General features: G+C 34.3%; 27 protein-coding genes, 2 tRNA genes, 2 other RNA genes and 3 pseudogenes. 16 read left to right on the forward strand and 18 right to left on the reverse strand.

Going from position 1 to position 25,408, the window contains the following annotated elements:
• Window positions 1–8 precede the first annotated feature (8 nt).
• The 9 genes and pseudogenes from OOK97_RS06085 to OOK97_RS06125 form a co-directional block, all read right to left on the reverse strand.
• A pseudogene (locus tag OOK97_RS06085) lies at window positions 9–830 on the reverse strand (IS5 family transposase).
• 93 nt (window positions 831–923) lie between these two features.
• A complete protein-coding gene (locus tag OOK97_RS06090) occupies window positions 924–1,661 on the reverse strand; it encodes a putative folate metabolism gamma-glutamate ligase (RefSeq protein WP_077188310.1) in 738 nt (245 codons plus the stop codon).
• A gap of 1 nt (window position 1,662) precedes the next feature.
• Window positions 1,663–2,142, reverse strand: a complete 480-nt coding sequence (locus OOK97_RS06095; RefSeq protein ID WP_006279286.1) for a dihydrofolate reductase — start codon at window positions 2,140–2,142, stop codon at window positions 1,663–1,665.
• Entirely contained in the window at window positions 2,136–3,437 is a 1,302-nt protein-coding gene (gene folP, locus OOK97_RS06100) for a dihydropteroate synthase (protein ID WP_264705199.1), read from the reverse strand. The genes OOK97_RS06095 and folP overlap by 7 nt, the downstream gene beginning before the upstream one ends.
• The gene (locus OOK97_RS06105) at window positions 3,434–3,820 is read right to left on the reverse strand and encodes a dihydroneopterin aldolase (RefSeq protein ID WP_264705201.1); all 387 of its coding nucleotides are present in this window, start codon (window positions 3,818–3,820) and stop codon (window positions 3,434–3,436) included. Before OOK97_RS06105 ends, folP begins: the two co-directional genes overlap by 4 nt.
• A gap of 39 nt (window positions 3,821–3,859) precedes the next feature.
• On the reverse strand, window positions 3,860–4,516 hold the full coding sequence (locus OOK97_RS06110; RefSeq protein ID WP_264705203.1) for a CADD family putative folate metabolism protein: 657 nt from the start codon (window positions 4,514–4,516) through the stop codon (window positions 3,860–3,862).
• Between the two features lie 70 nt (window positions 4,517–4,586).
• A tRNA-Ile gene (locus OOK97_RS06115) sits at window positions 4,587–4,663 on the reverse strand.
• 42 nt (window positions 4,664–4,705) lie between these two features.
• On the reverse strand, window positions 4,706–5,029 hold the full coding sequence (gene trxA, locus OOK97_RS06120; RefSeq protein WP_182320954.1) for a thioredoxin: 324 nt from the start codon (window positions 5,027–5,029) through the stop codon (window positions 4,706–4,708).
• Window positions 5,030–5,145: 116 nt separating this feature from the next.
• Window positions 5,146–5,766 carry a ribonuclease D gene (locus OOK97_RS06125; protein WP_015589270.1) on the reverse strand — a complete coding sequence of 207 codons (621 nt, stop codon included), beginning with the start codon at window positions 5,764–5,766 and terminating at the stop codon, window positions 5,146–5,148.
• 172 nt (window positions 5,767–5,938) lie between these two features.
• Between OOK97_RS06125 and OOK97_RS06130 the strand changes: the two genes are divergently transcribed.
• From OOK97_RS06130 to OOK97_RS06145, 4 genes are all read left to right on the forward strand, one after another.
• A tRNA-Gly gene (locus OOK97_RS06130) sits at window positions 5,939–6,011 on the forward strand.
• A gap of 520 nt (window positions 6,012–6,531) precedes the next feature.
• Window positions 6,532–6,690, forward strand: coding sequence for a hypothetical protein (locus OOK97_RS06135; protein WP_209472578.1), 159 nt, complete (start codon window positions 6,532–6,534; stop codon window positions 6,688–6,690).
• Window positions 6,675–7,631: an IS5 family transposase gene (locus OOK97_RS06140; protein WP_264705204.1), complete on the forward strand. Its 957-nt coding sequence runs from the start codon at window positions 6,675–6,677 to the stop codon at window positions 7,629–7,631. Before OOK97_RS06135 ends, OOK97_RS06140 begins: the two co-directional genes overlap by 16 nt.
• Window positions 7,632–7,728: 97 nt before the next feature.
• The gene (locus tag OOK97_RS06145; RefSeq protein WP_182319668.1) at window positions 7,729–7,881 is read left to right on the forward strand and encodes a hypothetical protein; all 153 of its coding nucleotides are present in this window, start codon (window positions 7,729–7,731) and stop codon (window positions 7,879–7,881) included.
• Between the two features lie 84 nt (window positions 7,882–7,965).
• Here OOK97_RS06145 and OOK97_RS06150 read toward each other — a convergent pair whose 3' ends face one another.
• The 3 genes from OOK97_RS06150 to ffs all read right to left on the reverse strand — a co-directional run bounded on the left by OOK97_RS06150 (window position 7,966) and on the right by ffs (window position 9,901).
• Entirely contained in the window at window positions 7,966–8,298 is a 333-nt protein-coding gene (locus OOK97_RS06150; protein WP_010963017.1) for a YbaB/EbfC family nucleoid-associated protein, read from the reverse strand.
• Window positions 8,299–8,301: 3 nt separating this feature from the next.
• The gene (gene dnaX / locus OOK97_RS06155) at window positions 8,302–9,786 is read right to left on the reverse strand and encodes a DNA polymerase III subunit gamma/tau (RefSeq protein WP_253303579.1); all 1,485 of its coding nucleotides are present in this window, start codon (window positions 9,784–9,786) and stop codon (window positions 8,302–8,304) included.
• A 15-nt stretch (window positions 9,787–9,801) separates the two neighbouring features.
• Window positions 9,802–9,901: signal recognition particle sRNA small type (gene ffs, locus OOK97_RS06160), an RNA gene on the reverse strand.
• A gap of 232 nt (window positions 9,902–10,133) precedes the next feature.
• Here ffs and OOK97_RS07460 point away from each other — a divergent pair.
• Together OOK97_RS07460 and OOK97_RS06170 are read left to right on the forward strand one after the other, a co-directional pair.
• Window positions 10,134–10,250 (forward strand): annotated as a pseudogene (locus OOK97_RS07460) (WPE palindromic element domain-containing protein); the annotation flags it as partial.
• A 107-nt stretch (window positions 10,251–10,357) separates the two neighbouring features.
• The gene (locus OOK97_RS06170; RefSeq protein ID WP_065094500.1) at window positions 10,358–11,011 is read left to right on the forward strand and encodes a glutathione S-transferase family protein; all 654 of its coding nucleotides are present in this window, start codon (window positions 10,358–10,360) and stop codon (window positions 11,009–11,011) included.
• A 1-nt stretch (window position 11,012) separates the two neighbouring features.
• Here the strand turns inward: OOK97_RS06170 and OOK97_RS06175 are convergent, their stop codons facing one another.
• On the reverse strand, window positions 11,013–11,660 hold the full coding sequence (locus OOK97_RS06175; RefSeq protein ID WP_264705205.1) for an O-methyltransferase: 648 nt from the start codon (window positions 11,658–11,660) through the stop codon (window positions 11,013–11,015).
• Between the two features lie 250 nt (window positions 11,661–11,910).
• On the opposite strand from OOK97_RS06175, the gene OOK97_RS06180 reads away from it, so the two are divergent.
• On the forward strand, window positions 11,911–12,189 hold the full coding sequence (locus OOK97_RS06180; RefSeq protein ID WP_264705206.1) for a DUF2671 domain-containing protein: 279 nt from the start codon (window positions 11,911–11,913) through the stop codon (window positions 12,187–12,189).
• Window positions 12,190–12,218: 29 nt separating this feature from the next.
• Here the strand turns inward: OOK97_RS06180 and OOK97_RS06185 are convergent, their stop codons facing one another.
• The 3 genes from OOK97_RS06185 to ssrS all read right to left on the reverse strand — a co-directional run bounded on the left by OOK97_RS06185 (window position 12,219) and on the right by ssrS (window position 13,601).
• On the reverse strand, window positions 12,219–12,905 hold the full coding sequence (locus tag OOK97_RS06185; RefSeq protein WP_264705207.1) for a DsbA family protein: 687 nt from the start codon (window positions 12,903–12,905) through the stop codon (window positions 12,219–12,221).
• A 53-nt stretch (window positions 12,906–12,958) separates the two neighbouring features.
• Window positions 12,959–13,420 carry a type II toxin-antitoxin system RatA family toxin gene (locus OOK97_RS06190; RefSeq protein WP_264705208.1) on the reverse strand — a complete coding sequence of 154 codons (462 nt, stop codon included), beginning with the start codon at window positions 13,418–13,420 and terminating at the stop codon, window positions 12,959–12,961.
• 19 nt (window positions 13,421–13,439) lie between these two features.
• Window positions 13,440–13,601: non-coding RNA, 6S RNA (gene ssrS, locus OOK97_RS06195), on the reverse strand.
• A 101-nt stretch (window positions 13,602–13,702) separates the two neighbouring features.
• Here ssrS and OOK97_RS06200 point away from each other — a divergent pair.
• Window positions 13,703–14,293, forward strand: a complete 591-nt coding sequence (locus tag OOK97_RS06200; RefSeq protein WP_264705209.1) for an MlaC/ttg2D family ABC transporter substrate-binding protein — start codon at window positions 13,703–13,705, stop codon at window positions 14,291–14,293.
• Entirely contained in the window at window positions 14,290–15,579 is a 1,290-nt protein-coding gene (locus OOK97_RS06205; protein WP_264705210.1) for a bifunctional folylpolyglutamate synthase/dihydrofolate synthase, read from the forward strand. The genes OOK97_RS06200 and OOK97_RS06205 overlap by 4 nt, the downstream gene beginning before the upstream one ends.
• On the opposite strand, the gene OOK97_RS06210 is transcribed toward OOK97_RS06205, so the two are convergent.
• Window positions 15,547–16,041: a hypothetical protein gene (locus OOK97_RS06210; protein WP_231115854.1), complete on the reverse strand. Its 495-nt coding sequence runs from the start codon at window positions 16,039–16,041 to the stop codon at window positions 15,547–15,549. The two genes, OOK97_RS06205 and OOK97_RS06210, sit on opposite strands and share 33 nt — an antisense overlap.
• A gap of 282 nt (window positions 16,042–16,323) precedes the next feature.
• On the opposite strand from OOK97_RS06210, the gene OOK97_RS06215 reads away from it, so the two are divergent.
• A complete protein-coding gene (locus OOK97_RS06215; protein ID WP_264336326.1) occupies window positions 16,324–17,268 on the forward strand; it encodes an IS110 family RNA-guided transposase in 945 nt (314 codons plus the stop codon).
• Window positions 17,269–17,472: 204 nt separating this feature from the next.
• Here OOK97_RS06215 and OOK97_RS06220 read toward each other — a convergent pair.
• A pseudogene (locus tag OOK97_RS06220) lies at window positions 17,473–18,182 on the reverse strand (IS5 family transposase).
• 217 nt (window positions 18,183–18,399) lie between these two features.
• Here OOK97_RS06220 and OOK97_RS06225 point away from each other — a divergent pair.
• The 6 genes from OOK97_RS06225 to OOK97_RS06250 all read left to right on the forward strand — a co-directional run bounded on the left by OOK97_RS06225 (window position 18,400) and on the right by OOK97_RS06250 (window position 25,227).
• Window positions 18,400–19,569, forward strand: a complete 1,170-nt coding sequence (locus OOK97_RS06225) for a hypothetical protein (RefSeq protein WP_264705211.1) — start codon at window positions 18,400–18,402, stop codon at window positions 19,567–19,569.
• Window positions 19,570–20,183: 614 nt separating this feature from the next.
• Window positions 20,184–20,675 carry an RNA polymerase sigma factor gene (locus OOK97_RS06230; protein WP_236514589.1) on the forward strand — a complete coding sequence of 164 codons (492 nt, stop codon included), beginning with the start codon at window positions 20,184–20,186 and terminating at the stop codon, window positions 20,673–20,675.
• A 49-nt stretch (window positions 20,676–20,724) separates the two neighbouring features.
• On the forward strand, window positions 20,725–21,513 hold the full coding sequence (locus tag OOK97_RS06235; RefSeq protein WP_264705212.1) for an ATP-binding protein: 789 nt from the start codon (window positions 20,725–20,727) through the stop codon (window positions 21,511–21,513).
• Window positions 21,514–21,536: 23 nt separating this feature from the next.
• Window positions 21,537–22,016 carry a hypothetical protein gene (locus OOK97_RS06240; protein WP_264705213.1) on the forward strand — a complete coding sequence of 160 codons (480 nt, stop codon included), beginning with the start codon at window positions 21,537–21,539 and terminating at the stop codon, window positions 22,014–22,016.
• Entirely contained in the window at window positions 22,013–23,239 is a 1,227-nt protein-coding gene (locus OOK97_RS06245; RefSeq protein ID WP_264705214.1) for an AAA family ATPase, read from the forward strand. Before OOK97_RS06240 ends, OOK97_RS06245 begins: the two co-directional genes overlap by 4 nt.
• A 23-nt stretch (window positions 23,240–23,262) precedes the next feature.
• Complete coding sequence (locus OOK97_RS06250; protein WP_406719906.1) at window positions 23,263–25,227, forward strand: AAA family ATPase; 1,965 nt, start codon at window positions 23,263–23,265, stop codon at window positions 25,225–25,227.
• Window positions 25,228–25,408 lie beyond the last annotated feature (181 nt).

The raw sequence follows: 25,408 nt of genomic DNA on the forward strand, positions 1-25,408 counted from the left end.
CCAGTAAATCAAGCATATTCCCTACTTAACATAACTTTACTCATAGCCAGATATATGAAACTTTCAGTAGATGTTGTAAGTAAATCGTACTCCTTTGATAGCCTTCTATTTCTATTGATCCAAGCAAAAGTCCTCTCTACCACCCACCTTCTCGGCTGTACTGAAAATCCAGGTCCCGTTGTGGCAATAGTTCTAGTGGTGTATCTTTATGCACCCAAAACCTACATGGAGGCCTTTTGACAATTTCAATATCTATCCCATATTCTCTCTTTACGTAATCCTTTAAATCTTTTCCTTGGTATCCCATATCAGCCCACATTTTCTTAATATTGCTGTATTTTTCCTTCATATTGTCCAATGCCATCTTCACCCCATCTCTGTCATTTTCGCTTGCAGCTCCTACATAGCAACCAAGCACAAATCCTTGAGTATCTGTGATTATATGTCTTTTTCTCCCCTTTACCTTTTTCGCACCATCATAACCTTTGACCCCCCTTTTTCCGTGGTTTTTACCGATTGACTGTCCACTATGCATGCGCTCGGCTTCCCATTTTTGACCTACTATATTTAGTGATATCATAGTTCATTTTCTCAAAAATTCCCTGCTTTTTCCATCTTCTAAACTGTTCATGCACAGCCTTCCACGGCGGAAAATCGTGTGGTAAATAGCGCCATTGACATCCTGTGCGCAGTATATAAAGAATTGCATTTACTATCTCACACTTACTGTATTTTGGTGGCCTTCCTCCTTTCTTGTACGATACTCTGAAGTGTTTTTCTATTCTTGCCCATTCCCTTTTACTTAAATCTGTTGGATATTTTTTCCTCATCTCTTACCTCAATATTCTTTCTTTATATACTACGTATTCCTTGGTTTGTGGACAACCTCTAAGAAGTCTAATAGCAAATTTTTAAGTTCCTCTTTAACTCTTTAACCAGCGGGCTCGCATGAGGAGAGGAGAGTAAAGGTCCTCTTCCATAGATATCTTCACACTTTTTTCTTCTTCTGTAGTTGGCGGATGAGTAAGAAAGTGAACCTTTGGTGCACCACTAATTATTGCCATCGGTGTTTGCTCTGCCCCTTCTCCCATAACTAAAACAGCAGATGTTGCCAGTGCATCAAGAAGATTGACTTGTGTTACTTGCAGTGGTTGATTATAAAGATCTGGCTTGCCTATATAGGAATAAAGTGGTTCAAATCCACACCAACCAAGAGCAACGCCCGTAACCCCAAGGCGCATAGGTGTTATGTTACTATCTGTAATCAAAATACCAAGATGTTTTATGCAGTGTTTTGTCTTGAGATAGTTCCATATTGATAGAGCTGTTTTCTGAACATCCTTTGGGTATAAAATATACATTTCATTACCATTTGATTCATCAATACCAGCAGATGGAATTAAGATATTGTCTTTGATTGTTAAATAGATGCCGTAAGAATTATGGTCTACATCAACAATTGCATCAGCTTCTCTTTTGATTAGCTCTTCTTTAGAACAAGCAGTTTTGCAAACCACTTGTTTTTGACAAATAGAAATGATTTTTGATGTGATAGCAAGAACAACTTCCTCTCTTAGCAACTCTGAAACATAGCGATCAAGAACCTGCTCTAATACTTCTCCACATTCAATGCGGTGGGTATAAATTGCTTCAACATGCATATTAACGTGTCAGCTTGCATATAGTATAATCTTTTGTTTGAGCAAGAGCGGTTTTATACCATCCATCAAGAAGTGTTAAGTTGAAATATACATCACCTTTATAAAGTCTGTGAATTTCTGTTATGATAAACTCTGAAATTAGATCATACTCCAAAAAAAGGTGCGCTATTTGTGCTCCACCAATCATGAAGACTTTAGAACTACTTTGGATTGACAAAAACTCTTGCATAGAAGAAATAATAGTGCATTTTACTCCTCTGTTAAAACAAGAATTTAATTTGTTACGAGAAAAAACAACAGGGATACGATCCTTCAATATGTTTTGAGGCATAGTTTCAAATGTTTTTCTTCCCATAACAATAACTTGTTTGTCAGTCACCTGACGAAAATGATCTAACTCACTTGGATAATGCCAGGGCAATCCATTATTTATTCCAATTACCCCCTTGGGATCAACAGCCATAATTCCGATAACTAGCATCCCTGTAAAGCAGCTTGAGCTACAAAGAATCGCATGTGATCACGCACATTATGCACTCGAAGGAAATTAACCTTGTTGTGCAATGCAGATGATAAAGCAATTGTTTCTAAATCTCGGTTAAAGACAGGTTCTGTAGAAAAAGAAGAAATAAATGACTTTCTAGAATGACCAACCAGAACTTTGCAGCCAAAACTTTGCAATGCTTCTATATTGCGTAAAATCCAGATATTCTGATATAGAGATTTGCCAAAACCAGTACCAGGATCAATAATGATCGAGCTTTGATCAAAACCTAGAGCTAGTAATCTATTAATGTTCCTTTCTGCCCAATTATTTATGGTATCAATTGGATCAATGTCACTTGGGATAATGTTGTCACTATGTGGTGGTATGGAGAGTGAATGCATAATAACGATACTACATCCACTGCTAGCAATCGCTTTTAAGGTATTATCATCTAGATCTCCCTTCTGATCGTTTACCCAGGCAATGTTGTAGTGCTCCAAAACATTCAAAATAACATCTGGCCAGAAACTATCAATGCTGACTTTAATGTCACCAACTTTCATATATTGATTAAGGTCATCAAGTACTGGTTTTAAGCGTGCATATTCTGCTTTTGGAGTTTGTATTGAGGAGCCAGGTCTTGTTGATTGAGCACCAAGTTCAACTATGCTTGCACCATCTGATAACAGCCGCAGTGCCTGCTTGGTTGCTTGATCTGCATCATAATAAAGACCACCATCTGAAAATGAATCAGGAGTAATATTGACAATACCCACAAGCTCTGGCGAAAGCGTAAAACTCTTTAAAAAACAATCTTGAATATTAGGGATATCATAAGCAACAGTACCGAACGTTTTGTTGATTATTGGAGTATTATCCATAGGGCTCAGCATTGCTACCAAGTGAAGCAAAAATGGTCTGTTTATCAATTCTGGGTGAGGAATCTTAAGGTAGGGTGTATCAAGTGTCAGGTCATCCCATAACAAAATATCCAAATCAATAATGCGAGGTGCCCATTTTTCATAGACCTGCAGGCGGCCAATGTCACATTCAATTTGTTTAAGGCCCTTTAACAGCTCTTCGGGAGAAGAAGAACAACTTCCATACACAACCATATTTAGAAATGGCTTGTCCCATTCAGGTGGAGCATCATTTGGTAAAATAGCCTTAGTCTCCAGAATAATTGAAGATTTTAAATTTTTAAAATAGCGCTCCTGCAGTAACTGAGCAGCCTTTTGTAAATGGGAAAAGCGATTTCCTATATTTGAGCCAACAGAAATGTAAATCATTCTTGCAACGCATTATGATAAGTAAAGAAAACACCTCCATGCACACTGGGAACAGGTGATGCAACTTTGTGAATAGTTACGCCTATAGAAGAAATAATATGCTTTTTTTGCATCACAAGGTTATTAATGGTCCTGTATATATCATGAGTTAAATGCTCGATTAAGTTGAATTGCTTGCTTTGAACGAGAGATTGAATACTCTGAACTACCTCCAAGTAGCATATAGTATCCTCAAGCCGGTCAGTTGTAAGTCCTAAAGGGGGGGATTTAAAGGTAAAATCAATATTAACACTAACTAATTGAGAATGAAACTTCTCTTCTACACTACATCCTAAATGAACCCAAAGCCGCAGGTCAGATATAAGAAGATTACATGCAGACATTGCATTCCAACATCACTGAGTTTAAGCTACTTACAACTACTAACACACGCTAGCATTCATCATCCCATCAAGAAAACCCCACAAGAGCTTTGCTCCCTTTTGAGCACCCTGCATAACTTTATCTTGCTCTTTTTCATCTAGATCTTCAATAAGATTTGCACACTCCTCAGAATGCCATTCATCAGCATGCATATGAACCGTAAAAAATTGAAGAGAACGCTCATCACTTATTGAATAGTGTTTTTTTAAACCTTCAATTTTAGACTTAGAAACCTCTGGAGTTTGACGTTCATAAGCATAAAGTGCACCCAAACCGGAAGCAAAATCTGATCGTACAATATCAAAGTAACCGTCAACTAATTCTTGTGTCTCCTTAACTTGTGCATCTTCAAGAAGATCAGACCGTGTTACTCCAAGTCCTTCAGCAAAACGCTTCCATAACTCTGGATGATTTTCATCACCTTGTTCTTCTTCTATCAAATTACCAAGCAAAACCTGTCGCATTTTTAGATCTGGGCACAAAAAATGTATACCACTGATATAACGAGGAAACGCAGCAACATGGTGATAATATTCTTTAGCATAGGTTTGTAAAGCTTGCAAGCTTAAGCTTCCTGTATTCCATGATTGGTAGAATGGATGATTTAGTAAGTGCAACCCATCTAACTTATTATTCAAAGATTTAGTAAATTCCATTATTTCCTCTATTATATCAACATATAATTCATATACTATAGTTTTCTCATTGTTACGATCATGCTAACAATGGTGGGATTGGTAGGACTCGAACCTACGACCAATTCGTTATGAGCGAACTGCTCTAACCGACTGAGCTACAATCCCTTTTATCAATATTTATAATACACACAAAAGCAAATTTGTCTATTAGCTTATTTCACTATCAACCCAACTTAGCAAATCATTTGTTGCACCAATTTTGCGTGCAATTTCCTTACCATCTTGAAATATAATCAAAGTAGGTATAGATTGAACCCCATACTTACTTGGCACTTCAGTTTCTCCATCTATATCGAATTTGCAGATCTTGATCTTGCCTTTTCTATCCTTAGCCAATTGTTCTATACGTGGCATTAGACTTTTGCATGGCCCACACCATTCTGCCCAAAAATCTACCAGCACGAACCCTTTATAGTCAGTGACTTCAGATTTGAAATTTTGATCATTTACCGATGTTATATCATCACTCATAAAATACCTAAATTTTTGTAAAATATAGCGCATCAATTAGCAACTAATCAACTAAATTCTTACCGCAGAGCTTGAAAAATTGCCCTAAAGTGTTTTGCACAAACAAAAAACTTCTATTACATCTGGTGGTTAAAGATATCCACGTTTTCCCAACCCATTAAGTCTAACTCAATACGAGTAGGAAGAAATTCAAAACACTTTTGGGCCAATTCTTTTCTATTTTCACGTTCCAGCATTAAGTCTAGCTTTTCCTTTATCCTATGGAGATACAAAACATCAGATGCAGCATAACTTTTTTGTTTGTCTGTTAAATTTTCATTTCCCCAATCAGAAGATTGCTGCTGCTTATTTAGTTTGGTATCAAGCAGCTCTAAGCATAACTCTTTTAAGCTATGATTATCTGTGTAAGTGCGAACTAAACGTGAAGCTATCTTTGTGCAATAGCACGGAAGTGCCCAAGTTTCCAAGTAATAACGTATTATGCTCACATCAAATCGCGCGAAGTGAAATATTTTAGTTATATTTTTATCCTCTAATATTTTTCTCAAATTTGGCGCTGTATAATCGTTCTTGAGTTGAACTAAGTGAGCGTTGCCATCATTAAAAGAGAGCTGCACAAGGCATAATCTATCTCTGCTATGAAGTAGCCCCATTGCCTCGGTATCAACAGCTATAGACCTTACATCATCTGGTATTGAACTAGCTGGCAAGTCGTCTTTATATAAAAATATTCCCATAAAGCTTTGTGGAATAATTAAAAACTTATGATAATCAAAAATGAGTCTTAAGTATACGAAAAGATCATAGAAGGAACCACGCAAACTTATGGGCTCTCACATTTTTCGTGTACACGGGGTTTACAAATCGCTGTATATGCCTATAATTAAGTAAATTTAGGTTAATTTAATTGCGGGAGTAGCTCAGTTGGTAGAGCGCAACCTTGCCAAGGTTGAGGTCGAGGGTTCGAACCCCTTCTCCCGCTCTTTGCTTTCAAAATCATTTCGTCAAAAATCCCTTGACAAACTCCGCCAGCCCCCTTATCATGAAACTGAAGCTATTTATTTATCTTCTCTGTACAGATTAAATGACAAAAAAACTCACGTATCTGGCGTCCCATGTTTAATTTTTTGCACTATGTGCACCTTATGTCTTTATAAAATTTCTAGGTTTTTACCTAATATAAGCTGAAATGCGCTTATAAAGCATTTAAAACATCAAAAAACGCCGATTTAAAAAATGGATAGTGAATAACTAGCTACCCTAGGGTTTCTTTTGCCTTTTTTTCTGTTTAGTAAATTTCTTAATGTTTATAATTTAGATTAGTTGCGGCTTAAAAGCAACTAAATCGCGGTTATTAAGCGTTTAGAATAAAAAAACGCCATACTTGAAAGTATAATGTAAGTAATTAGCCAACCACGGGGCTTCTTTTGCCTTTTTTTTCGTTTGGTAAATTCCTTAATATTTATAGCTAAGAGAGCCCAAGAGAGGTGTCATTCCAGCGCGTGACGCTGGAATCCCAAAAAAAGGATGATGTCATCCCAGTGCGTGACACTGGGATGGCTTTGTTGCATCGCTCAAGTGAAAAGAACTGGCAGTTACTGACAAAATTCATTATAAATAGCCATTTAACTGTTGAAGAAAAAATATGCCACAAAAAATGAGAGTCAGTAACTGCCATGAATATAACAAATTTCTCCAAGAAAGAGGAAGCATTTTTTGTTATATCAATGACGCCATAGAAAATTGGTACGAGAATTTTCCAAAAATGCAGGACGGCAACTATATTTATAGTGATAAAGTTGTGATTTTGGTGCATATAATCGTCAGTTTCTTTAGAATTGGTTTAAGACAAACAGTCGGGTTTATAAAAGGGTATTTGCAACAAATAGGAAGAGATTTGGCAGTTATCAGCTATTCACAAGCATCAAGAAGGTTTAAGAAACTTAATATTAAGATAAATGATTGCAGAATTGATAAAAATAATATGGAAGATATCGAAATTGCTATAGACAGTACAGGAATTAGTATATACAACAACACTCCTGGTCATAGCAAAGAAAATAGCGAAGATAGAAAGTATCGCAGCTATGAACAGACAAGAAAATTGCATGTAATGTTGAATACAAACAGCAAAAAAGCCATAGCTGTAAAATACAGTAACGGTGTCTACTCTGATCACTATGGAGCTTGTGATTTGCTAAAAGAAGTTGATTTTCAGCATGCCATAAAAGCACTATATGCAGATAGAGCATGTGATAGGCACAAGTTTTATAAGTTGTGTAACAAATATGATATAAAGACAAAAATTCCACCAATAAACAATGCGGCAGAACATCCAGAAATAGATTATATGTCTGACAGGAATGCTGCTATTAGGTTAATAAAATTATACGGTGAAGATGGCATGAAAGAATGGAAAAAAGAAGTAAATTATGGGAAAAGATCTTATATTGAAGGGTTTTTCTCAAGATTAAAGCAAATATTCGGATTTAGTTTTAGGAATAAATCTGAGATAAATCGAGAAAAAGAACTGCTAATCAAATGCTATTTGCTTAATAAATTCACTGATATTGGTATGGCTAAATTTGAGATAGTTACATGAATTTACCATAAATCACCATCTCATAAAGTGTGATGCAACAAAGCCCACTGGGATCCAGGAATTTTATTAAGTTGGTAAGCATAAAAGTAGCCGTTTTATGTTAAAGCACAACGTTCTTGATGAGATTACGGCAAGGCTGGATTCCAGTGTCAAGCACTGGAATGACATCGTTTACTATGTGATATCGTGCCATATTGCAATGTTTGTACAGTTGTGGAATGAATCACGGTATGACGTAGGGCTATGCTAGTATAGGTACATTATATGAAGAAGTACTAGCGTTGGGAATATTAGAAAAAAAATACTTACACTAAAAGAAACTTCAGTAGTAAATTCAAAAAGGAAGTTTAAACCCAGATGGTAAACCCATCATACCTGCAAGATCAGAAGTTGCATTCGCCATATCTTCTTCTGCTTTTTTAACGGCATCATTAAACGCTGCTGTTACTAAATCCTCTACTATATCTTTTTCCTCATTTCTCATAAGTTCTAAGTCTATGTTCACCTTTTTAGCTTTATAGCTACCTATTTTTATGACTTCCACTAATACAGAAACTTTGCCACCACCAGAAATACCTTGAAACTCTTTTCCAACATATTTTTCTTGAGCTTCTGCAAGCTTTTTTTGCATCTCTTGCGCTTGTTTCATTATTTGACTAAAATCCACAACTTACTCCTTATTTTCTATATTAACTACTTTTGCACCTTTAAACGTGTCAAGGATATCCTTAACTGCAGGTGCATAATTTAAATTACTCACTTCCCTGTTTATATAACCTGTATCAACTGCAATAACCCACTCTTGCTGAGTCACCTGGTTTAAGTAATTTTTTAAATCATTGCAAAAATTACTATCCAACTTAGATACAGCTTTTAATTTTAAATATCCAGGTTTACAATCTATTAATTGTAGATTATTATACAGTTGTTTGTAAAGATAAATTTGGTTACTCCGCCTTAATAGTTGCAAAACTTTGTCAAAATCATAATTTTGTTGCTGTTCATTTCTTACATTACGCGTATTTTCCGGCTGTGCATTCTGCGAAAGAATTTTTTTGACCACCTGTTCCGGAGAAGGCAGATCAGAAAGATAACAGAGGCTAATTAACATCATTTCAGCAGCAACATCGTTGCATGTTGAAGTTTTTATATCTTGAATACCTTTAAGCAACATCTTCCACAATCTCGAAAAAAATATTAAAGATCTCTTTATACTTAAATCTTTTATCCTATTCTTTTCATGCTCTGTAACTGCATTATCAATCTCTTTTGTAATCAAAAAACGGCATACTAACTGAATTGTTTGCAATAGACCTTCAAAAATACTAAGTGGGTTTGCTGTTTTTACCGCCTTGTCAAACACTGATAGAGCTTTCTGTAAATCACCTTCTAATATTGCCCCTAATAGATCGAATATAATATCTTTATCCACTAGGCCAAGTATGTCTGTCACATTTTTAGTGGATATTGCACCATCTTTGCTATATAGCACTGCTTGATTCATCAAAAACAAGGCGTTACGCATTGAATTTCCAGAGTGTCGTGCAATTAATTCTAATGCTCCCTTTTCAATGGAATAACTCTCTTTTTGTGCAACATCATTTAAACGTTCCACTATTTTAGCTACAGGAATGTTGTGTAAATCAAATCTTTGACAACGTGCAATAATAGTTATTGGTATCTTTTTTATTTCCGTAGTTGCTAAAATGAACTTTACACTAGATGGTGGCTCTTCTAGGGTTTTAAGTAATGCGTTAAATGCACTGCTAGATAGCATGTGTACTTCATCTATAATGTAGACTTTGAATTTAGAGCTTATAGGTGAATAGCAAATATCTCCCAGGATTACTTTAATATCGTCAATGCTAGTGTGACTTGCTGCATCGATTTCAATTACATCTGGATGGCTTGAATTTTTTATTGCTAGACAATTTTCACATGATCCGCAAGGTTCAAAAATTGGCCCCAGGGAACAATTCAAACATAAAGCTATTATCCTTGCAGTGGTGGTTTTACCAACTCCACTACTACCAGAGAGCAGTATAGATTGTGGGATTTTGTTTAAAATAAAAGCATTTTCTAATACACGCACTAATATATCTTGACCTACTAGATCTTTGAAGCTACTAGGACGATGTTTTAATGCTATATTCATAGCCTCGGATAAAACAAATAATGAAATAGGTATGCAACCCAAAAAGGTTCTGATATGGCTGCTTCATTTCTGATCTGACCAAATTACAGAGTTTTTGCCTGCATACCTTATAAAATATTATACTTTTTTTTTTATTTAGCAAGGTATATCCTATGTTAGTTTTATAATTTGATATGTCAGATTTTTTGCAGTGCTATTTTGAAGTAAACAAAAAGTTAGTTGTCATGCAAGTCACTACAAGATTGTCACTCCAATGTTTATTTATGTCATTTCAGCGCTTATTTATGTCATCCCAGTGCCTAGGCATACAGCTGTATGAATGTTGTGATATAAGAGCAATTTTTACCGAAAAGGATGTCATCCCAGTGCTTGACTACTTGGATCCAGAAAACTTAACTGTAAATGAGCGCACTAGGCAATTGTATAACAAGAACTGGATTCCAGTGTCAGCTACTTGCATGACACTACCTGCTACGCAAACTTCTGTGGACTACAAAGAAAGTTCGTACAGTTGTAGGTCAAGCCATAGAGTAACAAAAAAAGGATATTGGTATAACAAAAGAGGAACATTATGATTTTATATCATTTTCCTCTTTGTCCATTTTCACGAAAAGTTAGAGCTTTTCTAAAAGAAAAAAAATTAGGCTGTGATCTAGTGTATGAAAATCCGTGGGAAAAGCGGAATGAATTTATGGAGATCAATCCAACCGGGCAAGTACCAGTGTTAATAGATAATAACTTTGTAATAGCGGATAGTAATGCCATTTGTGAATATATAGAAGAGACTTACAATAGCGACGTCAAATTACTTGGTTCATCCACTATTATTAAGTCTAAAATACGCGCTCTAATCAATTGGTTCGATAACAAATTTTACAATGAAGTTACTAAGTATATTATGAATGAAAAAGTAATTACTAACCGCAGCCCTGACTCTAGATTTCTTCATGCAGCTCAGCATAACCTGCCTTGCCATATGGAATACATCGAACACTTAATTAACAAGAACGTTTGGCTTGCAACTGATAAGTTCACTTTAGCTGATATTACTTTAGCATCGCATATTTCCGTAATGGATTATGTAAGTAGTTTTCCATGGGAAAAAAGTAAAATTTTAAAAGAATGGTACTCCATTGTTAAATCAAAGCCTTGTTTTCGTGAGATATTATTAGAGAGGATTTCTGGTTTAATCCCTCCTAAACATTATGCTGACCTTGATTTTTAACTTATGTTAGCTTTAAAGCTACAGTCATTCCTTCATCAGTTGGAATCAATATAGAGAAATATTTTTTTTCATCTGATAATCTATTATTAAACTCCCTCATGGCATGCCATGATTTTTCTGATACTTCTTTTGGAGGCGATTCTAAAAATACTGTGTTAAACAGTAGAGTGTTATCTGCAACGATTAGCCCATCTTGTTTAATGTATGACTCTGCCCAATCTAAATACTTAGGATAACTACTTTTGTCAGCATCAATAAATATCATGTCAAATGGTGCTTTTGCTGATAATTCATTAATTTTTTCCAGTGCATCGCCTTCTATTAGAGTAATTTTATCACTTAGATTAAAAGCACTAAAATTTTTTTTTGCTATTCTTGAGTGTTGAGGATTATTTTCTATTGTATATATATGACCGTCTTTTAGTAGAGCTTTTGCCATGCAAATCGACGAGTAACCGTATAACGTGCCAATCTCAACAATACTTTTGATTTTTTGGATTTTTATAAATAAACTTAATAGCTTTCCTTCTTCAGGGCCAATTTGAATATGTTGCTTTTTTTCAAGAATACAATATTCTTCTGTTTTTTTATATTCTTTTGCAAATAGATTTCTTATGTATGACAATTTTATACTAAAATTATTACGCATATATTATAAATTAGGGAGACTTAATTCATACACAATTTATAAATATAATAATATAGTTTAAAATAATAAAAACATTTATTTTAAGTTATTATTTCATAGTATAAAATTTTAAGTGACAAAAATTATTATATATCGTACTATAGTTAACTAGTATAATAAACAGTCGATTATTATGCTAGAATTAAAGGGATTGTTTATGCGCATTTCTCTTTTTAAAATATAATTTTTATAATCAATTAGAGGGGGTTATATGTCTTATACTATTGCTGGTAAAGTTGAAACATTAAACAAAAAATCTAACAAGAATGAAGGGGTTATGTTACTACATAATCCAGCTTATCGTGAAAAGTATAAAGAACGTTTTGATGAAGCTCAGAGAAAAGTTATGGATATGGTTCAGTTTTATGATGGGACAATAGTATTAATAGAGAATAAAATCGCTATGTATTACTACACTTGGCACAGTAAAAAAAGAGAGTTTGAGCGTAAAAAACAACAAACAGTAGTGAAAAACAATGACTCAGCATAGAGTCTTTTATATGGTAAGCTACAGTGGTATTACTTCACTATAGCTTTTCCATATAATTTATCTATCACATTAGTGAAATATTTCAGCTCTTTATACCCTCCATGTTTAACTTTATTATGCTCTATATATGATTTATCATCGTTAAGCTTGATGAAAAATATTGGAGTGGCTGTGATACCAAGTTTATTAATTGCCAGTGATTTATCATTTACGATTTTATCCATTATTTTCTTATCATTAATGCATTGGTTAAATGCATCTTGCTTTAAGTTGCTTAGTGCAGCAATTCTTTGTAGTAAAGTCAAATCACTTAAATTGTAGTAATTCCACGAATCTATTGAGTTAAAAACAGCTTTGTTAAAATTAAAGTAGTCTTCTTGTTTTTCGTAGCAATGACTTAGCATTGCAGCCTTTAGCCCTCTGTAATCCAAAGGAAAATGACGAAATATATATAACATCTTACCTGTGTCTATATATTTCTCTTTAATTTTAGGAAAAACATTCTTATGAAAAAGAGAGCAGTGATAGCAAGTTAATGAAGCATATTCTATCATTAGAATTGGTGCTTTTGGATCTCCTAATAATTTATCATCGGGTAATAGTGACAGTAACTCCTTTGATGTTATTTCATTAGTTTCTTTTTGAATATGTTGGTTAACAACTGCATAAGAATTAACACTTATAAAAATTAATAAAAGCAATAGTCTAAAAATCATTACAATATAAATACTTAACTTACTAAAAAAATTATATATTTATATAAATAATGTCAAGGTAACTTTTGTTTAGTAAGGCTTTCAGCCCTGTCTTTAAATGCAGCAATTATTTTACTTTGTGTATATTTATATACTGAGTTTAATAGGGTTGAAAATGAGTTGGACTTAAACTTAAACTCTATATAGAACTTTACCATAGTTTTATTTTCATCTATGGGAATGAATTGCCATTCATTGCATAGATGTTTAAATATTCCATTTGATGATACAGCTTTTATCCAACCTTCATTTGTTCTACTTGGAGAAAGAAAGGTTACCTCTGATGTATATCTTCCTTTAATTCCATGAAAAGCTGCTAGAAGGTCCACAACCATTTGATTGTCAATTTTTTCTTTTATATAAACGGCTTTGCACCAAGGAACAAAATCAGGATACCTTTCAACATCAATTACAATTTGGAATACTTCATTAGGCGAACATAGGAAGGTACCTTGTTCTCTGTATTGATGAAGCATAAATTTAGTACCAATCAAAAAAGGATCCGTATCTACCGTCAGCCTTAGTAGATTCCTGAGACCTGAAGTTAAGGTGGGCATCGCATATTAGTTTCAACGAAACCAGCAGAGGCAATTCCCTTCTCTAGAAATTATCGCTCGGGAAATTTAACTTAACTCATAACGCATAGCACAGACCCCTACTTGAATTATAGATGATTTACACAGAGCATGTCTATAGGTATATTAAAGTCAGCGATTGTTATTTAATCTTTATTAAACTTTGCATTTTAAGTATATCTTATGAATATTACTAAAGTTTTAATCATTATTGTTTTTATTGTAATTTCTTCAAGTGCTTACACTAATTGTACAGATCACAAAATTTTTGTGCATACTATGAAACAACAAGTAGACAGCATATCTACAAAAGGAAATAGAAAAAACCTAGAGCATGTACACGAAAAGCTTCAGGAGGTCATTCAAAATAATGTTAACCTCAAAGAAATATCTCGATTTGTCATGGGAAAATATGGGGTTTTGACTACCCAGAAGGAAAGGGAAGATTTCTTAAGAGAGTATGAAGTGTATCTTACGCGTTTGTGCGTTAAAATTTTATATAAATACATGCATGATAGTGAAATGATCATAATGAGTACAAAAGCAGTTGACGATGAAACTTGCTTAATTGGTACAAGATTTTCTTACGGTGATGAAGAATTTACAAATATTGATTTTAAAGTTACTAAAAATAACAGTTCTTTCTTGATAAGTGATGTTGTAATGAGTGGAATAAGTATTGCTATTAATCAACGTTATCAATTTAGTGAAAAAATCGACACACATGGCATAGCAAGTGTGATAGATGAATTAAAATGTAACAACAATCTATGATATATATGCCTCATTGGCCTAAGCCACTTGGTAGCAGGCCGAATGATTTTTCTCTTGATCGCATAAAAGGCTTTCTTAGCAAACTAGATAACCCCGAGAAAAAAATGCCTCCCGCAATTCATATAGCTGGAACTAATGGGAAAGGCTCAACACTAGCATTTATAAGATATATAATGCAAGCAGCAGGGTATAAGGTACACGCATACACTTCTCCACATTTGGTGAATTTTAATGAAAGAATAGTTATTGCAGGCAGTTATATCGACGATAATGAATTATATAGCTTGTTAGAAGAATGCCGTGCCGTAATTGCAGAACAACCTATCACTCTGTTTGAAGCTGCAACTATTGCAGCTTTTTTAGCTTTTTCTCGTCATAAAGCCGATATAACTTTAGTTGAAGTGGGTATGGGTGGAAGGCTTGATGCAACAAATGTTATAGATAATCCGATTTTAACAATCATTACTTCCATTGCACTTGATCATACAGAATATCTTGGCCCTACTGTAGAAACCATAGCAGGTGAAAAAGCTGGAATAATGAAACCTAATATTCCTTGTGTAATAGCACCACAAAAAAAGTCTATAATGAATACACTAGAATTCCATGCAATAAATAAGAAATCTCCTCTGTATAGAGGAGGCCTTGAATGGAATTGCAAAAAAAAGAACAACAAAATGGTTTTTCAATCAGCTATTCAATCAATAGAATTTCCTTTGCCATCTTTAAAGGGTGATCATCAGGCGATTAATGCAGGCAATGCTATTGCGGCATGTAGTATTTTAAGTGGAAAGTATGAATTTGATATTGGAGAAGAGGATATCACTTCAGGTTTACAGTGCACTTATTGGCCTGCACGGCTAGAGTCTATAAAAGAAGGTAATTTAATTTCCCTACTACCGAAAGATTGGCAATTATTTTTAGATGGTGCACACAATAATGATGGTGCTAGAGTACTATCTCAGTGGGTAAGAGATAACTTTGCTGAAGGTGTCTATATAATTTTTGGTGTTACTCGTAACAGAAATGTAGAAGAGTTCTTAGAACACTTAAAACCATATATCAAACTACTATGTGCGGTTTGTGTTAAGTCTGAACCTAAAGCAACAAATACAAATTTGATTAGGGAAAAAGCCAATAACATAGAAATAAAGGCAGTTGAATGTGAATCAATTGGCGATGCAATATCAAATCACATATTAAAAGCCTCTACCCAAAACGTCAAAACCATACTAATCTGTGGCTCATTGTTCCTAGCTAGAGACTTCGCTATGGAGAATAGCTAACTTTGATGATATTAACTGACCGATGGGGAAATAACTTTGATTGCTCATAGTACTGCTTGGCTTTTCGTTATCGACTTCTATAAACTGATCATCACCTTTAAATTGCTCCTCAATTGAATTTATAGCTGTCTTTTTGAGAATATAATTACTTGCAGCATTTAAAATAGGTGAAGTAACAATTAAAAGCGTGAATGGTAATGAAAGTAATAAGCCGGATAACATCATAGAGTTAGTTATACCAAAGCCGTTGGCAACTAAATCTAATCCCACACCGAAAAACATTAAAGATGTACAGATTGTGTTGCTCAAAATAACTGAATTTTTTAGCCACTTTAATTTAGTCCTATCACTCTTTGAAAAATTTTCGCATTCTTGGTCAAAGTTAAACAATAATAAAATATTAGTCTGATGATTAAACTCTTTCCCATTTCTAGTATAAATGCTCTTAACAGCTAGACTCAAAATAGATCCTGCTAACAAGGGAGCAAGAAAACCTACTGCTATTGGTACATTAGAAGAAATTGTAAATTAAAAATATGATATAAAGGAGATAAGAGGGAAGATAACCCTACTCACTATAGGAATAGAGTTATCACGGGCGTGTGCGACCGACCAACTGTTGGTATTATAACCGTTCGGATCAAGGTACACTAGCCCATCTCTCGATACGTTTGAATAGTTGCATGGGACATATGTATGCACCCGTTTACAATCTTAAATTAATTAAAACTAATCGAGGTTATTATGATTACATCTTATCAAAATTTTATTGGCATTGATATCGGAAAATTTAAAAATGTTGTTGCAGTTCACAAACAGAAGAACGCTGTCGAATTCGACAATGATACTGCTGGCTGGCAACAATTGTTTCAAGATTTTTCAAATATCTTACCTAATTCTTTAGTAACTCTGGAAAACACTGGAAAATATGAGCTTGGCTTAGCACATTTTCTTGTTGATAAAGATATTGCTGTACATCGAGCTAATACTCGCAAAGTAAAAAGCTTTGTTCTATCTCATGGAACTTTAGCAAAGTCTGATCAATCAGATGCAAGAGCCCTTGCTCAGTATGGGTTTGAACGCTATAGTACTCTATCTCTATTTGCACCTATGTCAAAAGAACAAACAACCTTAGTTGCACTTTGTCAACGTCGTGATGACATTACAAAAATGAGAGCTCAAGAGAAATCTAGGCTTGCAGCACCTGAAAACGACCATATAAAAGAAAGCTGTCAGAAAACTATTGAATTCTTTAATAGCCAGATAGATGAGCTCAACAATACCATACAAAAAATTATTGATGAGAATCCAGAGTTACAAAAGCGCCAAAAAATCCTTAAAACAGTTCCAGGAATAGGTGCAAAATTATCTCAAGATTTTCTGTGTCTAATGCCAGAACTTGGTTATGTAAGTAGGGGAGAAATTGCAAGTCTTGCTGGAGTTGCACCTCATCCGAAAGAAAGTGGTAAAACTATTGGTTATCGCAGAATAAGTGGTGGCAGAAGCAACGTTCGTGAAAAGCTTTTTACAGCTGCGATGTCTGCTTCAAGGTCTAAGTCTGCGCTTGGTGCCTTCTATTCAAGGCTTGTTGGTAAAGGTAAAAAGAAGATGGTGGCTATGACAGCTCTAATGCGTAAAATCATAGTAATTGCCAATGCGAGGCTTAAAGAAGCAGTCAATGTGAATTAAAAAAATCTGCATAGAAAATAGGTTAACGAATATGTGCGTCTACACACATTTAAAGCACATATTCGTTAACCATAAGATCTAAGCAGTAACTGTTGTTTGATACAAAATTTTTCTATGATTAAGTTAGGGTTTTTATTGTCAAAAATGCACTTTTTACTCGAATAAAAAACAAAATTACAAACAAAAGTTGTAATGAAACTAAATTCAAAAAATTTTAAAAAACATAGTTGATTGTAAGCTAGTGTTGAGTTTACGCTCGCAATTTTCCCACAACCGTCTGCATTTTTTTCCAACCAAGCAAAAACAACCCATCTTTTTGGCAATATAGCAAAGGTATGTAATTCGCTCCGTTTTATTACCTAAACAGTTGCACCAATAGTTGTTTTTATTTGTGTTGCAAAATTTTCTCCTGTATAGCGAGCATCAGCGAGTATATTTTTGACTTCAGAGAGTTTTGCTTTAGCATTTTTAACCATTTTTACAGCACTAGCTGCTTCTGCCGTTGTTATATGAATTGCGTGTGGAAGACCTTGTGTATCAACTGCAATATGACTTTATACCTGAAATTTTTTTACCTGCATCATAGCCCTTTCTTTCAGCAGTATCTGCGTTTTTAACACTTTGAGCATCAATTATACAGAAACTGGTTTTCTCTTTCCTACCATTGTTGATACGGACCTTTCTAACTAATTTTTTTTAAAATACTCTCCAAAATACTTTCTTTATCTTCGCTTGGTTTTTCGCTTCATTTTTTAAAGTAGTCGTAACAACTTCTCCATTTTGGAAACTCTTGTGCTCCACTGGCAACAGCTTTTTAGACACTCCACAAAATACATCATAAGTTTTCTTGGTTTTGTCTTCTTTCTGCAAGACTCTAGGTTTGATAAAATTACCGCAAACTTTTCTCGACTTATGCTGCTTGGTTCTCATATTCTACTTTATATACCTTATCCTCTTAGTCTATTCCTTTTTTGAGATCATGTACAGGCTCTCAGAAGATTGTGAACAGATTCTAAAGCTACTTAAAAATGAAAATTTATTAATTAAATATTATAGTTAACAATAATACTAATTTGACATATCACTTGGAATAGTGCTAAACTGTATATATTAAGCGATTAGGGGGTTTATATGTTAGGTGATATTATAAAACAAGTTAGAGACTCAGATGTGAAAGCATTATCTGAGATATTTAGTAGAAAAAAAATTTATAGATCAGTTGATGGTAGCAAAAAAAATTATAAAGCTTACCTAGCAGATATAGTTTCAGAGAATTATGGTTATCCCATCAAAGAAGTAATTTTGCCAAAAGAAATAATACCTAATTTGATTACCTTGGAAGCCTTCGCTGTTGCTCATAGGAAAGACCCTTCAATTTCACCAATTTTATTAAAGTACTTTACTCATAAAAATTTACTAAAAGAAGCAAAAAAGGATTTGAATAAGATAAATCAAAAATTGCAAGATTCAATGAATGAGGAGATAAAAAAGCTGCAGGAAGAGCAGAAGATGGCGTGCAAAGAGATAGCTGAGTTATCTGGTAAAGAAGTGAATGTAAAACAGAGTGAAGAGCTTGCTAAAAAGAGTACAAAAATTACCGAAACTGCATCTAGAATTGAGAAAATTGAGTTATGTAAAGAGGATATAAAAAATCTTCTTAGTGGTAAAAAAGCGACACCCAGAACTTATCCACAGAAATATTATTCCATATTAAATGGTGAACTTACAAAAGTGATAGAGGAAAAACTCAAAGCTTATGTAAAGGATGATGAAGCTGATGTTAAAAAAATATATCAAAGCCTTAATAATAAAGCAGAAAAGATCAAGATGTTAAGAGGTGCAAAACTATTAGCAGCAGGAGCTTCTATGGCGTTTTTTACGTCTGCTCTTTTTGTCGGATTTTTGATTGGTACAATTGCAGGTGGTTGGTATGATAAAAAATATTTGGCTGTGACATACTACTTATATACAATAGCGATTATGTTCTCAGTATCACTTACAATAGCAGGTGTGGTTCACTTAGCAAATAGGCATTATGAACAAAGTTTTGTGAAGGAGATGGAAAATTTCGTAGGAGAAATACAACATGTAGATAAGTTAAGTAATACTGAAGATAAAAAGAAACTAGAACAAAAAGAGGAGGACCTTTCTGAAAAAGAGAAACAATTTACACCTTTAGATAATCTATATCCAGATCTTTCGCAAGAGTTTCCAGAGAACTATAAAATACTCTTCAGAGAGCCAAGCAGCGATATTAGTTCTGCTCTACCTATATCTAATATAATGCAGAAAAAGATGTAGTTATAATTAAGAGAATAGACAGAAAGTTTCACTACTTAGATATCACTAACGAAGGAGGCTTATAGTTACATAGATATGTTAAAACAATAGAAGCAATATACTAACCCAAAAACTGTTGTAAAATCGAGAAAACTTCCATTTATTAAAGATGCTATGGTGGAACTATATCAGCAGTTTAAAGAATAGACCTGCTGCAAAAGGAAAGTTGCTGTTTCTACGGTAGTCTATTTTCAAAAAAATCTGATTTTAAAGTATATTACAGGAGCGAAACCTGGTCATTTTTTAACCCTTGAAAAATGCTCCATTTTTGTTTTGCAGCAGGTCTAATCTCTTTACAGCTTCATGCAAAACATTTAAAAACTCTCAGCAATTCAACTCTTTATGAAATTCATATGTAACTAATACTTTTGGGTTAAACCCACTCTACTACACTTTGGAACTTAAAACCTTGAATTGTATTATTTTAAATTGCATCAGTATTATTCTCAAAAAAAAATAACAGAATATCAATAGATTAAAAATCGCATCAGTATTATTTATTTTTGCTCCTGTCCTACATAACAGCATTAATAACTCTCATCCTTAAAAGCATCAATTTGTTTTTAAGGAAAGTTATGAAATTACAAAACTACCATATAGTTATTAAAAATGTAAAATATCAAGCTTATAGACTGAAACTTGCTAAGTGCTTTATTAATGAAGCTCACGAAGATCTTGAGCAAGAACTCTTCTGTGAAATTTGGCCATATCTTGATCAGTATGATGAAGACAAAAGTAGCTTTAATACCTTTGTAGCAAGATTAACTGAAAATAAAGCTATTAACTTGCTAAAGAAACAGCGATGTGCAAAACGTGATATCAACAATTACATTAGTATTGATGTAACAGAGCTATTTGAGGGTGAAATAACAAAACGCATTGATGTAGACTATATGATCTCGGTTTTACCAAAGGAATGGCAAAATATATGTGAGCAACTTAAGTTTTTCAACTTACATGAAGTTGCCAAAATGAACAACGTTTCAAGAACCACTTTAAACAATATTATCAAGAAGATACGTGCCAAACTTTCTCCTATTTACTACGAAGGCAAAAAGAAAAATTGAACAAAATTTTTGCCTTTCTTGTATATATACATTGCAGCATGGATAAATAATGGTTCTTAAAATTTTGAATAATAATGAAAGATTGCAAACAATATCAACTGTAAAAATGGTCATCTTTGGTCCTTATGGTATTGGTAAAACAAGTCTCCTAAAGACCGTAGATGAACCAACACTTTGCCTTGATTTTGAAGCAGGGCTTCTTGCTGTTCAAGATTGGCAAGGAGATTCAATTAGTCTTCGCACTTGGAATGAAGCTAGAGATATTGCTTGTCTTATAGGGGCTGCGCTGAAGTCTGATCAAGCATATAGCCAAAGACACCATGAACATGTATCTGGTAAGTACAAAGATCTTTTCTCTGAGTTTTCTAAATACCGATGCATCTTTGTAGATAGTATAACCGTTGCTTCACGTTTATGTCTTTTATGGGCAAAAATGCAACCTGAAGCTTTTTCTGAGAGATCGGGAAAACAGGATATGAGAGCTGCCTATGGATTACTTGCTCAAGAAATGATGGCTTGGCTCAATCAATTTCAACATATCAGAGACAAAGACATCATCATAGTTGGTACTTTAGGTCAGTATTTAGACGATTTTAATCGTCCAAACTGGCTACCTCAATGTGAAGGAACTAAAACTGCCAGTGAAATTCCTGGGATAGTTGACGAAGTAATCAGTATGGTTGGAATCAAGAAAGATGATGGAACGGAGAAACGCTCTTTTGTTTGCCACACTTTAAACCCTTGGGGATACCCAGCTAAAGACCGCAGTGGACGCCTGAGTATGGTTGAAGAACCGCATTTAGGCAAGCTGCTTACAAAGATTAAAAGCAAGTTTTAAAATTTAAACATGGAGAGTGATATATGTTACAAAACCTATTAACTGATTTTAACACTGTAAAACCGCAAAGTAGATTGATACCAAAAGGTACAATAGTAAAGGTAAAAATGACAATCAAGCCTGGAGGTTATGAGCATTGGTTTACTAAAAGCCCCACTACCGGTAGCATTTATTTAAATACAGAATTTACCGTTATTGAAGGTCTATATGAAAAGCACAAGATTTACCAAATAATTGGTATTAAAAGTAATAAAGCAGAAGATACTTGGGGAGAAATGGGTCGCTCTATGCTTCGCAGTATCTTGGAATCGGCACGTGACATTCATCCACATGATAACTCAGAAAATGCAATCCTTGCTCGTAAGCTAAATTCAATTGCAGAATTAAATGGGTTGGAGTTTACAGTAAAGGTAGGTGTTATAACTGATGAATATGGAGAGAAAAACAAAATTGCTTCGGTAGAATACCGCAAAAATTATGAAATTGACAGAGTACCATTTTGAAGTACGACGAGGAAAAGCTTTGGTCTGCTGTCGTTACTAGAGGTATTCAGGACGCAGTAGGAAAAAACCCAAAGCTAAGAGAAGAAGCAATTAATTGGCTGAATTCAAAGTCTTTTGAAACTGTTTGTGAGCTAGCTAATCTCAACTTTACACGTATGAAAAATATGTATGGGAATTTTATGTCTAAAAAGCAAAAAGAGTTAAAGATGTTATTGATTGATAATATCAAGGAGTGTGTTTCTTACCTACTTCCAAATGGTGAGTTTTACCGAGAAAAAACTTATATTGGAGACTTAAATGGAAATACAATTACAGTAAAAATAGTAGGTAAGGAAGCTGGTGATTGGCGTAATTTTACCGAAGGAACTGGTGGTGATATTATTGATCTTTGGATTTTAATTAAGGGTGATATATATTCTGCTAGAAAGTGGCTCAATAAAAAATCAAAGAGTGGAGAAAAAAAGGGAGAAAAAAGAGAAGAAAAAATATTTTCTGTAAAGCAGTACTTAAGTGATCAATCACCAATACCAGAAGACATAATAGCTCCACGAATTCTCACTCCAGGTGGTCTTTTAGTCATTGGTGGTACTCCAAAGGTTGGCAAAAGTTATTTTCTTCTCTCTTTGCTTGCACATCTTGCAGCAGGAGTGTCGTTTCTTAAGATGAAGTCAGCAAGGCCACTAAAAATAGTCTATCTGCAAAATGAGATGGAGTACAATTATATCAGGGAACGCATACAACAAATCATAACTAATCAAAGACTGCCAAATCTAGCAGAGGAAAACTTGATTGTTACTACAAAAATGAAATTAACTTTAAATGATGAAGGTATAGAGAGAATAAAAGAGATCATAGGAGAAAAATTTAAAACAATAGACCTTATCGTCTTGGATTCTCTTGACTATGAAAATATGTTTTCTGGCCTGCAAAGCAGAGTAGAAAAACTACGTTCTATAATTAATCCTATGGCTGGAATCATTATTACACGTCACACCAGAAAAGTATCGACAGCTACACTCGCAAAAAGCCCTTTTCAAGCTTTAATTGGTGCTAATGCTTTAAGAAGCTTTTATACATCTGGTATTGTAATGTTTCAACCAAGTAAACGTGCAAATGTCTTGCAAGTAGTATATGAACTAAGAAGCGGTAAATCAATACCAGCAAAATTCATTAGCAGGGTAAATGGGCGTTGGCAGAATTCTAAAATTATAGCTACGGCTTAACTTGTCCGCAAAAAACGGATACTATGGTAGAGCTAAAGACTCAGCTTTTGCAAAATATCAGATCTTGTCTTTTTCATCTATTACCAAGAGGGACATTTCGTGGTGATAAGTTTTATGTAGGTGATGTACAGGGTAACAAAGGCAAAAGTACTGTAATAGAATTAACAGGCGAAAGAGCCGGATTATGGAAAGATTTTGCAACAGGAGAAGGTGGTGACATTATTGACCTTTGGGCAACAGTACACGGGAAGAATGCGAAAACAGAATTTCCTGAAGTAATGCTTTCAATAAGTGAATGGCTCGGCATCAAAGAAAAAAATAATACTAGAGATTTAGAACAATACCTGACTTGTAGCTGGAACTACTACGACGAGAACAATCAAGTAATCGTAATAGTCTACCGTTATGATCCTCCTCTAGAGAAAAAACAGTTTAAACCATTTGATGTTAAAAAACAAAGATTCAAAGAGCCGGAGATAAGACCACTCTACAACATTCCAGGTATTTTAAAGTCCGATAAAGTTATTCTGGTTGAAGGAGAAAAATGCGCAGAAGCACTTATAGAGAAAGGAATAACTGCAACAACAGCAATGTTTGGAGCAAATGCGCCTATTGATAAAACAGATTGGACTCCGCTTAAAGGCAAGCATATTATTATTTGGCCAGACAACGATGAAGCAGGTAATAAATATACCAAAAACGTTGAAAAGAGACTTTTAGAACTTGGTGTTGCATCACTTGCTACGCTTAAGATTCCATCGGATAAACCAAGGAGTTGGGATGCTGCTGATTGTGTGTTAGAGGGAATAAATATTGAAGAATTTATCCTTAGCACAAATAGTCCTTATCATAGAAAGCCACTCAGAATAGATACTGGAGTTTGGACTAATATTGCTCCAGAAAGGGAATGGATTGTAAAGGATTGGCTCCCTGTTGGTAGTGTTACAGCTCTTTACGGTGATGGAGGTGTGGGAAAATCACTTCTTGCTCAGCAATTAATGACAGCTGCTGGTACTGGTAAATCTTGGCTAGGGATAACAATTGAACAAATCAAGACATATGGTGTGTTTTGTGAAGACGACACAGAAGAGCTTTGGCGTCGGCAATGTGCAATAAATAAATTATATCAGCTTGATATGAAGTCTCCTGATTTTCTTAACAACATTTGCTTATCATCTCGTATAGGAGAAGATAATTTACTGATGGTATTCAATAGTAAAAGTACAGGACAATTAACTACTTACTTTCAAGAATTATTTGAAGATATTAAATCATTTCAGCCAAAACTTGTAGTTCTGGATACAGCAGCAGATTTGTTTGGGGGTAATGAAAATGATCGCTCTCATGTGAGACAATTTATACAAAACTGTTGTGGCAGAATAGCGCAGATAATTAAAGGAGCTGTTTTGTTATGTGCACATCCTTCGGATTCTGGAATAATACGCAAAACTGGCACAGGAGGTTCAACAGCATGGAATAATTCTGTTCGATCTAGGTGGTATTTGTCAAGACCAGAAAAGACTGGCAATGATCGTGTTCTTTGCCGAATGAAATCTAATTATTCTGCATCAGAAGAAAATAAGATTTCATTTTGTTGGCAAAATGGATCATTTTTGCAATATGATACAAATTTTAATTCAGAAAGGGTAGTAAGGGATGATTATAATAATAAACTGGATTTAGAGCGCTTGAGAAGACATGATATAATTTTAGAATTAATTGCCAATGAAGCATATAAAGGAGAAGTGTATACTACAGCTAGCTTTGCAAAATGCTTTGAAGGAAAGTTGGGACTTGGTAGTGAACGCAGCATTCGTGAAAGAATTAGCCATCTTGCAACCATAGGTTATATAAAATTCTTTAAAAAGGCTGTAAAATCAAGCACAAGGTCAAAGTATGGTTATTTGTGTGTAAGAGATATGGAGCTGAAGATTGCTGAAAATCAATATAGATTAGTAAAACCAAGATTATTATCTCTCGTCAAATAATGGAGTAACTCTGCCTGTTGAAAATCCAGATATTTGGGTTATGCGTGATCTTACAAAATTAGATTGGCAGAATGGCAGAATGGCAAACTGAAGAATCTGCCATTCTGCCAATCTAATTTTAGTAAAAATATAAGAAAATCAATATCTTATATAGTTTTATGCAAACGTCAGATTGGCAAGA

This window comes from Wolbachia endosymbiont (group A) of Gymnosoma rotundatum (assembly GCF_947250765.1).
Classification (GTDB): domain Bacteria; phylum Pseudomonadota; class Alphaproteobacteria; order Rickettsiales; family Anaplasmataceae; genus Wolbachia; species Wolbachia pipientis.